Source organism: Palleronia sp. THAF1 (assembly GCF_009363795.1).
Taxonomy (GTDB): Bacteria; Pseudomonadota; Alphaproteobacteria; order Rhodobacterales; family Rhodobacteraceae; genus Palleronia.
Map to the genome: position 1 here is coordinate 2,875,696 of NZ_CP045420.1, position 12,133 is coordinate 2,887,828.

Here is a 12,133-nt window from a genome sequence, read left to right on the forward strand (position 1 = left end):
CGCAACGAGTATAGGAGCGTTCCCATGTCCCAGAAATCAGCCATCGTCCTTGGCGGAAGCGCCGGTGTCGGCCACGCGGTCGTCACCGCCCTTGTCGACAGGGGCTACCGGGTCGGCGTTGTCGCCCGCGGCGAAGACCGCCTGGCAGAGATGCGCGACACACTCGGCGACCGGATCGCCACCTCCAGCGCCGATGTGGGCGACGCCGCGGCTTTGGAAGCCGCGACCGACACGCTGATTGCCGAGATCGGCAAGCCCACCGTCTGGGTGAACAGCGCCATGCTGACCAGTTTCTCGCCGTTCGAGAAGGTCGAAGCCGACGAGTTCAAGAAGATCGTCGACACAACGTTGCACGGTCAGGCGAACGGCTGCCGCCTTGCTTTACGGCACATGGATCGCGGCAATATCGTCAACATCGGGTCGGGTCTTGGTTATCGCTCCGTGCCGTTTCAGGCCGCCTATTGCGCGGCCAAGCATGGTATCAACGGCTTCACATCGGCCCTGCGCTGCGAGTTGATCCGCGACAAGCGCCCCATAACCCTCTCGGTGGTGCAACTGCCCGCGCTGAACACGCCGCAATTTGATTGGGCGATCAACCGATTGGAGCAAAAGCCACAGCCCGCCCCGCCGATCTTCCAGCCACACGTCGCCGCGAATGCGGTGATGAAAGCCATCGACACCGACGCGCGCGAGATCCTCGTGGCAAAATCCGTGATCCAGTTGGTCTTCGGCAATTTCATCGCACCCGACTGGCTGGACAAAAAGCTGGCGAAAGACGGGGCCGAGATGCAGAAATCCGGCGCGAATGAGCCCGGCGGGCGTGAGAACAACCTGATGACGCCAGCAACCCACGCAGCCGGGGCCAAGGGCAGCTTTACCGACCGCGCGGAAGACAGCGCCTTTACCATGGATGGCGACACCCTGCGCTATGCCATCTTCGGCGGTGCGCTGGGTGTCGCTTTCATCCTTGGTCTTCTGATCGGTTAGGGATCAGTTGCAGGCGGTCTCTTCCCGCTCTTCGACACCTTCCCAAACGGCGGCGCCCCACTTCGGCAGGCGCCGCCCATCCCAGCCATGGCTTAGCACGGGCGCCATGCCTTGCCGGGTCGGCACGGGCAGTTGGTCATCGCCGAAGTTGAACACCACCAACCAACGCTCATCCCCCTTCGTGATCCGCAGGGACATGGCCGTATCAGAAGCGTCGCATTCCACCTTGTCCGGCGCGGCGATCCGCGTCTCTTTCCGGAACGCCATCGCACGGCGGTAGAAGTTCAGCACAGACTCCGCGTTATCTTCCTGCGCCTCGACGCTCAACGCCTTGTCCCAACGCATGGGCAACCACGGCTCGCCTTTCGTGAAACCGAAGTTTTTCAGGTCCTTCCGCCACGGGATCGGAATGCGCGGCGGCTCACGCCCCGGAGCGTCTGGCCAATAAAGCAGATCAAAGGGGTCCGTCGTCTCTTCCTTTGTCAGATCAAGCTGCGGCAGTCCCAATTCTTCACCCTGATACATCAGCGCGGCCCCCGGAAGGGTGGCGAGCAGCATCGCGAAGAACTTGGCACTTTCGGGCGACCCATCGCCCAGATCGCTGTTGTGGCGCACCTGATCGTGGGACGAGAACCACCACGGCGCGCACCAGTCCCCGTCCAACTGCCGCAGGATATCTGCCAAAGCGGTCGGGTTCGTGGAAACAGTCGGCGGCAGCGTGTTGTAGCACCCGTCCAGCCGCCCGTCGGTCGTGAAGCTTTTCGATATCTCGATAGCGTCGTTACCGGTGTTGCTTTCGCCGATCAGGTAGATGTCGTCCCCCACCCATTTGCGCATGTTCTCGGTGTAGGCCGCGCCGTCGCCGGGCAGCAGGTCGTACACGTGGTCTTGATATGAGTATGGGTTGTGGTTCGGCCCCGTGACCCGGGATGCCACAACGGGCCGCGCAGGCGGATTGTCGGGCATGTCGGGATCGAACAGATACGCCGTGACCACGTCAAAGCGGAAGCCGTCGACGCCGCGATCCAACCAGAACTCCAATGTTTCGCGAAACATGCGCTGCACGAGCGGATGTCGCAGGTTCAGGTTCGCCTGACAGGACAGGAACTGATGGTGGTAGTATTGCTGACGACGGTGGTTCCACGTCCAGGCGGGCGGGCCGAACTGGCTGATCCAATTGTTCGGCGGCGTACCGTCCGGCTTCGGATCGCGCCAGACGTAGCATTCCGCCTTTTCCTCGTCGCCGTCCAGCGACGCCTGAAACCACGCGTGATCGGTGCTGGTGTGGTTGAACACTGAATCGACCATGACCAGCAGATCGCGGTCGTGCGCTTCTTTCACCAGCCGGTCGAAATCTTCCAGCGTGCCGTGCCGCTCTGCCACCGCGCGGTGGTCGGCCACATCGTAGCCGCCGTCATGCAGCGGTGAGGTGTAGAAAGGGCACAACCACACCGCATCGACGTTCAGCGATGCGATGTAGTCAAGCTTTTCGGTAATCCCGTTCAGATCGCCGACGCCCGACCCGGTCGTGTCGTTGAACGACCGGGGATAGACTTCGTAAATCAGCGGGTTCGCTGGCCACTTACGCCCCAACGATCATGCCTCCGTTCGGGTGCAGCGTCTGGCCGCTGAAATAGCTGCCATCGGGGCCGGCAAGGAACAGGAAGGCCGTCGCGACCTCCCACGGCTGGCCGCAACGGCCCATGGGAGTGGACGATCCGAAATCCTCGACCATGTCAGCGGGCATGGTGCCGGGAATAAACGGCGTCCAGATCGGACCCGGAGCCACGCCGTTCACGCGGATACCCTTGGCCGTCAAGGCCGACGCCATCGAGCGCATGAACGCCAGCGACGCCCCGCGCGTGGTGGAATAGCCGATCAAGCTGTCGTTGCCCTGGAACGCATTGACGCTGTTGGTGATGACGACGCTCGCGCCCTCTTCCAGATGCGGCAAGGCGGCCTGCATGACGTAGAAGTAGCTCTTGATGTTAGAGCTTATCATGTCGTCCAGCATCTCGTCCGACAGCTTCTCGTCGATGGGCGAATCAAGGTACTGCTGGGCGTGGTTGATGACCAATGTGTCGAGCTGGCCGTAATGATCGACCACCTTCTTCACCACGTCATCGGCATGGGTGCGGTTCCCCAGATCGCCTTCCAAGGTCAGGCATTCGCTGCCCTCGTCCTCGACGATCTTCTTCGTATCTTGGGCGTCACCCGTCTCCGAACGGTAGGCGATGGCGATCTTCGCACCCTCGCGCGCAAACAGCGCCGCCGTTGCGCGACCGATCCCAGAGTCTCCCCCGGTGATCAGAACGATCTTGTCCTTCATTTTGCCGACGCCCGGAAAGCGGGGCTTCCAATCGGGGGCCGGAGTCATCTCTGACTCGCGGCCCGGCATGGTGTCTTGGGTCTGCGGCGGAATCTTCGGATCGGTTGCCATCTGCTTGCCCCCCTTACGTGTTGATTGCTGCGACAGCGCCGCCATCGACGCGGTAAGCGGACCCGTTGGTGAAGGTCGCGCGGTCCGAACACAGCAGGCCGATCACGGCGGCAACCTCATCCGGCTGACCACGACGCTTCAGCGTCAGGTAGGGCCGCTCTTCTTCCAAGAAGGTCTCGACGGCCTTGTCCTCGGACACGCCCATCTTCTCGGCGCGCATTTCCATCATGCCATCGGTCATCGGGCTTTCGATGAAGGCGGGCGAAACGGTGTTCATCAGCACGCCCTTGGGGCCGTAGACGAAGCTGGCGCCCTTGATAAAATTCAAAAGCGCGGCCTTCGACGTGTTGTAGACGGCCTCGTCCCAGTAGGGCTGAACGGCGTTCTCGGACGTGACACAAACCATCCGGCCCCAACCTTTATCGACCATCTGCGGGATCATCCGCTTGGCCAGACGCACGGCAGACATGAAGTTCGTCTCCCACACGCGGCGGTATTCGTCGTCTGTCATCTCCAGCGGATCGCCCTTTTCGCCGGTGACACCAGCGGCGTGGACAAGGATATCGATCCCGCCCTTGTCCTTCATGGCATCGGCCAGCTTGTCGATGTGATCGGTCTTCGTCAGGTCGGCGGCCATGTATTCGACGTCCGAGCCGATCTGCTCGGCCTGAGCCTTCACATCGCTCTCATCCATGTCGGTCAGCGTGATCTTCACGCCTTCCTCATGCAGAACCCGAGCGGCAGCGGCCGCAAGCCCGCCCGATCCGCCGGTGATGAGTGCGCGCTTGCCATTGATCTTCAAGTCCATCTCGGACCCCCGTTCATATTGTCATTCGATCAGCTAACGGAAAGCAGCGCGCGACGTTCCACCCCGCGACACATCTGTCGCGGGCTGCCCCTTTATCTTGTTTAGAATATGCGCCTTGCTGGCGTCAGGCCGCCCGCGCTTCGGATGGGTCCAGAAGCCCTTCGGCCACCAGACGCTGCGCCCAGCCTTTTGCGCCGGTAAAGTGGTGCACCTGCCAGCCGCGCGCCTCTGCCGCCGCGATATTTTCGGGGCGGTCGTCGGTGAACAGGATACGGGAGGGGTCCACGCCGGTGCGCTGTTCCAGCGCCTCGTAGATGCCCGCTTCGGGCTTCAAGATACCCAGATGACCAGACACCACGGCACCGTCGAACTCGGCCAGCACCGGGTAAAGCACCTGCGCATAGTCGAACGTCTCGCGCCCGAAATTGGTCAGCGCCCAGACCGGCATCCCCTTGGCCCGAAGGGTGCGCATCATGTCGACGCTGTCGTCGATCAGCGGGGCCGCCATCTTGTCCCAATGGGTGTGCCAAGACCGGATATCCTTGCCCCAGCGCGCGTAGGTCTGAGCCGTCTCCTCGACCGTTTCGGCCCAGGGCGCGCCCGCGTCGATGGACAGGTTCATCTTGTGCAACGGCACTTCGCGGAACATCCGCACGCGCGCCACACGCCCCATGGTGCGGTCGTAGAACCCTTCGGGATCCCAGTTCAGCAACACGTTGCCGATATCCAGCACCACCAGATCGACGCCCATATCAGCCCCCTTTCGCAGCCCTCACCGCGCGCTCCAGCGCGTCGGCGAACCGGCTGCGGTCCTGTTTCGAAAACGGGCGTCCACCGCCCTGACGGAACGGGTCCGCGGCGCGAAGGTCTGTCATCAGGTCGCGGGTCGCAAGCGCCTGACCGACGTTCCTTTCGGTCAATGCCTCTCCATCCGGCTTCAACACGCGGGCCCCCGCCGACACGGCCTTCGCGGCAAGCGGGATATCGCTGGTGATTACAACGTCACCGGGCCCACAGCGGTCTGCGATCCACATATCGGCCACGTCCGCACCGTGATCGACGTAGACCATCTGGATCAGCGGATTGTTCGAAGGTCGCAGCCCCCCGTTTGAGACCATCGCGACTTCCACCTTGTGGCGTGTCGCGACCGTCTCGACCTCGGCCTTCACCGGGCAGGCATCGGCGTCGACGAAAATAGTCACCGATACAGCTCTTCGGCGTGAAAGCGCAGGTGGTCTTCGATGAAGGACGACACGAAGAAATAGCTGTGGTCGTAGCCCGGTTGCAGACGGAAAACGCCCTGCTGCTTGCGCTCTGCCATCGCGTCGGCCAGCGCGCGCACCTTCAGTTTTTCCCAAAACTGGTCGTCGGTTCCCGTATCCACCAGCACCGGCCCGTCAAACCCTTTGGAGCGCATCACCTCGGACGCGTCATGCGGCGCCCATTTCGAATGGTCCTCGCCCAGATACAGCCCCAGCTGGCGCGTGCCCCAGTCGCTGTCCATCGTCCGGCTCATGGGCGAAAATGCCGAGATGGAGCGATAGCGTTCGCGCCCCAGACCCATCCCGATCGTCAGCGCGCCGTGCCCTCCCATCGAGTGGCCGGTGATCGCCTGGCGGTCCATGTCCAGCGCGAACTCGGACCCGACCAGCGCAGGCAACTCTTCGGTTACATAGTCCCACATATTGAAGTGCTTGGCCCAAGGCGCTTCGGTCGCGTTCACATAGTAGGACGCGCCCTGCCCCATATCGAAGCTGTCGTCATCCGCCACGCCTTCGCCGCGCGGCGAGGTGTCGGGGAATACCAGCGCGATCCCGAATTCCGACGCCCAAGCCTGCGCGCCCGCCTTTGTCATCGCGTTCTCATGCGTGCAGGTCAGGCCCGACAGGAACCACAGCACCGGCACCGGGCCGGTCCGCGCCTCTTCCGGCAGGAACAGGCCGAAGGTCATATCACAGGCACAGGCCTTGCTGGCGTGGGTGTAGACCCCTTGCGTGCCGCCGAAGCAGGCGTTCTCGGACTTCGTTTCCATGACTGTCATCCCTCTTCTGACGGTGCCGCACCATGGAGCGCGCGTCGGGCGCCGGTCAACCGACGCGGCAGCCCAGAGCGACAGAGTGCTTGATGAAAGACGGCGGACAGACCATCTTAAGTGAACCGCCGCGTTCAGTTTGGCGGACCAGTATAAGGCAGGTGCATGACCGTCGAATCGCAGATCAAGAAGGGTCGCAAGTACGATCAGGTGATCGACGGAGCCCGCACCGTCTTCATGGCCGACGGGTTCGAAGGCGCGACCGTCGACTCCATCGCCAAATGCGCAGGCGTGTCGAAGGCCACGCTATACAGCTACTTCGCCGACAAACGCCTGCTGTTCATGGAAGTCGCCACCTGTGAGTGTGGCAAGCAGGCGACTGCGGCCATCGACAGCCTGAACATGTCCCGCCCCCCGGCAGAGGTGCTGCACACCGCGGGCACCCATATGCTGGGGTTCATGCTGTCAGAGTTCGGGCAGCGCGTATTCCGCATCTGCGTGGCCGAAACCGACCGCTTCCCGGAATTAGGCCAACGCTTCTGGGAATCCGGGCCAGGTCAGGTGGAAACCACACTGCGGCGCTACTTCACCCAAGCCATCGAACGGGGCGAGTTGAGGATCGAGGATACCTCGCTCGCCGCACATCAGTTCGCCGAGCTATGCAAGGCAGAACTGTTCCCTCGGCTGGTCTTCGGGATGCAGACCGAGTTTTCAGAAGCCGAGCGCGAACGCGTCGTCGATGGCGCGGTCCAGATGTTCATGGCGCGGTACGGCACGCAGAAACAATAGGCCGTGATCCAGGCATTGTTCACAAAACAAAAAATAGTCACGTTCCGCTGAAATTTCTCCATTCCAAAATTTATCATTCAGTCTCAATTACAAGTATTAATAAATCTTTATTCTTTATAAGAAATTTTCGGGAGGCATACTTATTTAACTTTGAGGGCACGGCGAATCGCCTCAGGGTTGCATCACGCAACTGCCATATGACGTGGGGACGATGGCGGTTGACTTAGTGTAACCGCGCATCTTGTGCGCCATGGTAGGAGCTTATCATGCCCACTCGTACTCGCACGATTGACGACCTCGACCGGTTCAACGGAAGCCTTGTTCAGCTGAACAACAACGTAATTCTCTCATCCTTCACCAGCGTCGCACCACGGACCGCGACCTTTCAGGATGACGACGGCGATTTCCTGTTCGAAGCGCCGCCAGAAAATGGAACGCTTGGAGGGGCAGAGATTCTGTCCGCAACCAGCGGCACCGCCTCGGCCGGTATCACTCTTCTGGGTATTACGATCAGTGCGTCCAGCCCGGTCAACGTGAACGTGTATGAAACGACAGACGGCACCTTCGTGGAATACCCGGATGGCGACCGCGCCGCACTGCTGAACGGCCTCTTGTCCAACATAACGAACCCGCTTCTCAGACCGCTGCTGGGCAACAACCCGCTACAGTTCCTTGAACAGAACGCCCTTCTGACCTTCAACCTAGGCAACGATGTTGCCATTCCGGTCTGCTTCGGCGCCGACACCGGGATCGCCACCCGATCCGGTGAGATCATGGCCGGCAATCTGCGGCCCGGAGACGAGATCATCACCCGCGACCATGGCTACCAGAAGCTCCGCTGGGTCGGAGCGCGAACGGTGAGGGCGATCGGTGCCTTCGCCCCAATCCGGTTTGCGGCCGGTTCGATCAACAACACCGAAGCCATGGTCCTGTCGCCGGAACATCGCGTGCTGATCTCCGGTCGGGAAGCCGAACTTCTGTTCGGAGAGCCAGAGGTTTTCGTTGCGGCCAAGCACCTTGTCGGCCTGCCCGGAGTGAAGCGCAAGACGGGCGGTTTGATCAGGTACGTGCATTTCATGTTTGAAAGACACGAAATCGTCTTCGCGAATGGCACCTGTTGTGAATCGTTCTACCCAGGCGATATCGCACTGAACGCCTGCGAGCAGAACCAGCGTGAGGAAATCTTCTCTCTGTTTCCCGAACTACGCGGCAATGTCGATATCAACTACACCATCGCCCGCCGCAGTCTTAAGCGGTTCGAGGCAAAAGCGCTGCGTCAGATGGCGTGGTAGCGCCCTACCCGGCAGGAGGGTCGCGAGAGCGACCTTCCCGTTCATCATCATGTGAAGATGGTCAGTCCACGCGCCGGATGTGTAGCTGGTTGCCGATCTTCTTGGCCTCGAACCGCTTCAGCTCCATCACCAGATCGCTCAGCTTGCGCTTGCCGTAGGTGCGGGTGTCGAAGTCGGGGTGCTCTGCGGTGATGTATTGGCCGATCTGACCCATCGCGTACCACTCGTCGTCCTGTTCGATCCGGTCCATCGCCTGCAGGATAAGGGGCACCGCCTCAATGGGTGCGACCTTGCCGGACACCGTGGCGCTTGGCGCACGTCCACTTTCGGCGGCCTTGGGCTGCACCGGCTCGTCCACGATGTTCTCGATCAGGATGAAACGGTTGCACACGTTGCGCAGCGCTTCCGGGGCCTTCTTCTCGCCGATGCCGATCACATCCAGGCCGTTTTCGCGCACGCGGTTGGCCAGCGCAGTGAAATCCGAGTCCGATGACACCAGAACGAACCCGTCGAAGCGGCCCGTGTGCAAAATATCCATCGCGTCAATCACCAGCCCGATGTCGGACGCGTTCTTGCCCACGGTGTTCGCGGTTTCCTGATGCGCCACAAGGCCAAGGTCGCGCACCACCTTCGACCAGTTGTTCAGCCGACCCGACGACCAGTCGCCATAGACCCGCCGCAATGCCGGTTCGCCGAAAGACGTGATCTCTTTCAGGATCGGCGCCGCATATTTCGCGGGGATGTTGTCGGCGTCGATCAGGACGGCGTAAAGTGGACGGCTGCGGCGGTCGCGGTCACGTTCGGGCATGGGGCCTCTTCTTGGTAGGGACAGCACTTTACGCCTGCGCCAGCGGTCGGGTCTTGTCAAACCCCCGTGAGCCTCTTGCCGCTGCACCCTGCGCGTGCAGATTGGGGGCATGACAGGATCGATCCATAAATTCGCGGTGTGCCTTGCGATGGCGGGGATGCTGGCGGCGTGCCAGCCGGAACCGCCAGCGCCGACGGAGACCTCCGAGTCGGCCCAGCCGAAGGGCAAGGCCGAAAAGGCGACAGAAGACCTTAGCGGTTGCGCGCCCGCCAGTTTCAACGGGCGCGCCCGGATGGGAACGCCGGTCGACCAGATCGATGCGACCGGCCCGGACGGGCGGCGCGTCATACGGCCGGGTCAGATGGTGACGATGGATTATCTTGCCGGTCGGCTGAACCTGGTCGTGGACGGCGCGGGCAACCTGACCCGCGCCTACTGCGGCTAACCGCTAGCCCATATCCGGTTCTGTCGCGGCGAAGTCGCTATCCTTCGACAGACGCTCCCACCAGTCGGTCAGGCCACCGGCTTCGAGCAGCTCCGATCCGTGGGGCGTCATGTTCGTGTAGAAGACAAGCGGCCCAAGGTAGTAGTCGGCCATCGAGCAATGCGCGCCCGCCAGCCAGTCGTCGCCATTACGGATCTCGCCCACCAGCTTCATGAATTTTTTCGCCTGATCCAGCGTCTCGTGATGCTGCTCTTCACTGGGGTTGCCGATGAAGTCCGGCTTGATGTGGTAGAAGGTGACGCCAATGAGCGCGTCGTAGCCGTAGCCGTGGATCAGTGACACGATTTCCTGCGCGCGCGCCTTGTCCCACGCACTTTCAGGGATGGCCGAGGGGCCGTCGTAGGCCGCTTCCAGATAGGTGACGATGGCATCGGTCTCGCGCAGGCGGTGGCCGTCGATGTCCAGCACTGGCACCTTGCCGAAGGGGTGCCGTTCCAGATGTTCGGGCTGGCGCGGTTCGCCTTCCAACACGTTCACAGGGTTCTGGTCGTAGTCGACGCCCTTGCGGCGCAGGATGATGCGGGCGGTGCGGACATAGGTCGAGCCGCTGAAACCGTGCAGCATGGTGTCAGGCATGGGGGATCCTCCGTTGATCTGTTACACGGAACGGTAGCGCGCGCCGCGATCAGGCAAAGGCCCCCTGGCAGAACCAGCCCGACGACAGGCCCGCACCATGGGCGTAATACATCCACAACCGATCGCCGCTGTCGCAAGTGACGCGCCAGTAGTCCCGCACGCCCGTGCGCCACGCCGGATCGTCCAGCCACCATTCGGGGGCGATGCGTTCCGGGCCGGTCGCCTCGATCAGTTCCAGATCACGGTTGCGCCAACGGAACGTGGGCGGCGGGCGGGGAGTATCTTCGGCGGTCACGGCCTCTGACGGCCAGATCAGATGCGGGCGCGGTACGGGGCTGCGGGGCCATTCCGTGGCGGGTTCGGACCACGCGGCGGCAAGCACCTTTACCTCTTTTTCCGGGATGTGGCTGTCGGCAGGATGCTGGCGCGTGATCCGCTCCAGCCCCACGCGCGCGCCCAGCCGCCCGATCAGATCGTCCATCGGCGTGCCCGTCAGCCGGGCCACCGCATCCTCTGCCGCCTCGGCATGGCCGCGATGCTGACGTTCGGAAACGGGTTCGGTCACATGGGCCTCTATCCGCACGCAGTCGATGCCGAAACCGGCCTCGATCTCGGGCACCTTCATCGCCAGAAGCGGGCGCAGGCGGTCGGGATCATGGGCGGGCCGGGCCAGCCCGACCTCTGCCACGCCCATCGTGTGATCGGTGCGATGACACTCCAGCCGCACCCGCCGCGCGCCGCGCCCATTGTCGCGCAGCTTGTCGCACAGGGCCGGCAGCAGGCGGTCGATGGCGGCCATCACGTCAGCTTCCAACCCGATAGGCTCTGGCAGCGTCAGACGCACGGCGAACCGCACCTCTGGTGCGGCGGGCGACACCGGTTCCGGCGCGGTGCCCAGCGCCTGATCCAGTCGCTGCACCAGCGCCTGCCCGAACCGCCGGGCCAGCGCGGCACGGGGCTGACCCGCCAGATCATCGACCCGGCGCAGGCCCAGACGGCCCAGTTCGGCCACCGTGTTCGCGTCCAGCCGCAACGCCGCAACCGGCAGCGCGGCCAGCGCGCCATGCATCTTGCCGGGTGGGGCGATGCGTCCCTCTGGCCGCGTCTGGTCCCGTATCTGGGGGGCGTCTCCGCCCCGCTCCCACTGCCGCCGCTTGGCCGCGCGGGATCGGGTGGCAGGGGCCTCCATGTCGATGGCATCGCCCGACCGGCTGCTGCCAGCCCGCCGCCCGGCATAGCGCGACAATGCCCAAGCCGCGCCCACCGTATCGGCGATGCCCGCCTGCACCGACAGGCCCAGATCAGCGCAGTCCTGTTCCACCTGCGCCAGCAACTCGGCCTCTCCGCCGAACAGATGGGCGCAGCCTGTCAGGTCCACGATCAACGCGTCGGGGGCCTCTTCCGCGACCCAAGGGCTGAACTTGCCTGCCCAACGGCGCAGCGCGGCCAGGAACGCGGTGTCGGCTGGCGCGCTATGCCAGCGGGTCGTCAGGCCCGGACAGGCGGCCATCGCGTCGCGCAAGCCCTGCCCGCGCGACAGGCCCGCTGCCGAAGCCTCTCTCGACAGGCTGACAAGCACCTGCGCCCCGCCCCGGTCGGCGACCACGGCGAAGGGCGCGCCCATGGGATCACCCATGCGGCGCAAAAGGCGCTCTGCCCCCATGCGGGGAAACCAGAGCGAGAGGATACGACGATGTGCCATGCGCGACTCCCGTGGCAGCGGAAATCTGTTCACTTTATGTTCCATTAACTAAGCGAGGCGGGGATGCGGAGTCGAGTCCTTCAGCGCAAAGCACTGCGCATGACATTCGGTGGGGAGTGAGAGAGTGAAGTCCGATGCCGCGGCCCAAGCTGGGGGCAAGGAAGACCGCGACACCGGTTAGCTATTCGCTATGA

Annotated in this window: 13 protein-coding genes; 4 read left to right on the plus strand and 9 right to left on the minus strand. The window is 63.0% G+C overall.

Annotated elements, in window-relative coordinates; genetic code table 11:
* The first annotated feature begins 24 nt into the window (after positions 1-24).
* Positions 25-987 (plus strand): SDR family oxidoreductase, encoded by a 963-nt coding sequence (locus FIU81_RS14405; protein WP_124110386.1) that lies wholly within the window; start codon positions 25-27, stop codon positions 985-987.
* A 3-nt stretch (positions 988-990) separates the two neighbouring features.
* Here the strand turns inward: FIU81_RS14405 and FIU81_RS14410 are convergent, their stop codons facing one another.
* From FIU81_RS14410 to fghA, 6 genes are all read right to left on the minus strand, one after another.
* Complete coding sequence (locus tag FIU81_RS14410) at positions 991-2,580, minus strand: alpha-amylase family glycosyl hydrolase (RefSeq protein ID WP_124110385.1); 1,590 nt, start codon at positions 2,578-2,580, stop codon at positions 991-993.
* The gene (locus tag FIU81_RS14415; protein WP_124110384.1) at positions 2,570-3,427 is read right to left on the minus strand and encodes an SDR family oxidoreductase; all 858 of its coding nucleotides are present in this window, start codon (positions 3,425-3,427) and stop codon (positions 2,570-2,572) included. Before FIU81_RS14415 ends, FIU81_RS14410 begins: the two co-directional genes overlap by 11 nt.
* A gap of 13 nt (positions 3,428-3,440) precedes the next feature.
* Positions 3,441-4,235: an SDR family NAD(P)-dependent oxidoreductase gene (locus FIU81_RS14420; protein WP_124110383.1), complete on the minus strand. Its 795-nt coding sequence runs from the start codon at positions 4,233-4,235 to the stop codon at positions 3,441-3,443.
* Positions 4,236-4,359: 124 nt separating this feature from the next.
* On the minus strand, positions 4,360-4,986 hold the full coding sequence (locus tag FIU81_RS14425; protein ID WP_124110382.1) for an HAD family hydrolase: 627 nt from the start codon (positions 4,984-4,986) through the stop codon (positions 4,360-4,362).
* Position 4,987: 1 nt separating this feature from the next.
* The gene (locus FIU81_RS14430) at positions 4,988-5,437 is read right to left on the minus strand and encodes a YaiI/YqxD family protein (RefSeq protein WP_124110381.1); all 450 of its coding nucleotides are present in this window, start codon (positions 5,435-5,437) and stop codon (positions 4,988-4,990) included.
* The gene (gene fghA, locus FIU81_RS14435) at positions 5,434-6,267 is read right to left on the minus strand and encodes an S-formylglutathione hydrolase (RefSeq protein ID WP_124110380.1); all 834 of its coding nucleotides are present in this window, start codon (positions 6,265-6,267) and stop codon (positions 5,434-5,436) included. The genes FIU81_RS14430 and fghA overlap by 4 nt, the downstream gene beginning before the upstream one ends.
* Before the next feature lie 165 nt (positions 6,268-6,432).
* On the opposite strand from fghA, the gene FIU81_RS14440 reads away from it, so the two are divergent.
* Both FIU81_RS14440 and FIU81_RS14445 read left to right on the plus strand, forming a co-directional pair.
* Positions 6,433-7,056 (plus strand): TetR/AcrR family transcriptional regulator, encoded by a 624-nt coding sequence (locus FIU81_RS14440; RefSeq protein WP_124110379.1) that lies wholly within the window; start codon positions 6,433-6,435, stop codon positions 7,054-7,056.
* A 266-nt stretch (positions 7,057-7,322) separates the two neighbouring features.
* A complete protein-coding gene (locus FIU81_RS14445; protein WP_124110378.1) occupies positions 7,323-8,348 on the plus strand; it encodes a Hint domain-containing protein in 1,026 nt (341 codons plus the stop codon).
* A gap of 61 nt (positions 8,349-8,409) precedes the next feature.
* Here the strand turns inward: FIU81_RS14445 and FIU81_RS14450 are convergent, their stop codons facing one another.
* Positions 8,410-9,156, minus strand: coding sequence for an NYN domain-containing protein (locus FIU81_RS14450; RefSeq protein WP_124110377.1), 747 nt, complete (start codon positions 9,154-9,156; stop codon positions 8,410-8,412).
* A gap of 109 nt (positions 9,157-9,265) precedes the next feature.
* On the opposite strand from FIU81_RS14450, the gene FIU81_RS14455 reads away from it, so the two are divergent.
* Positions 9,266-9,601 carry an I78 family peptidase inhibitor gene (locus tag FIU81_RS14455; RefSeq protein WP_216644257.1) on the plus strand — a complete coding sequence of 112 codons (336 nt, stop codon included), beginning with the start codon at positions 9,266-9,268 and terminating at the stop codon, positions 9,599-9,601.
* 3 nt (positions 9,602-9,604) lie between these two features.
* Here the strand turns inward: FIU81_RS14455 and FIU81_RS14460 are convergent, their stop codons facing one another.
* Positions 9,605-10,237: a glutathione S-transferase family protein gene (locus FIU81_RS14460; RefSeq protein WP_124110376.1), complete on the minus strand. Its 633-nt coding sequence runs from the start codon at positions 10,235-10,237 to the stop codon at positions 9,605-9,607.
* 49 nt (positions 10,238-10,286) lie between these two features.
* On the minus strand, positions 10,287-11,939 hold the full coding sequence (locus tag FIU81_RS14465) for a Y-family DNA polymerase (RefSeq protein WP_124110375.1): 1,653 nt from the start codon (positions 11,937-11,939) through the stop codon (positions 10,287-10,289).
* Positions 11,940-12,133 lie beyond the last annotated feature (194 nt).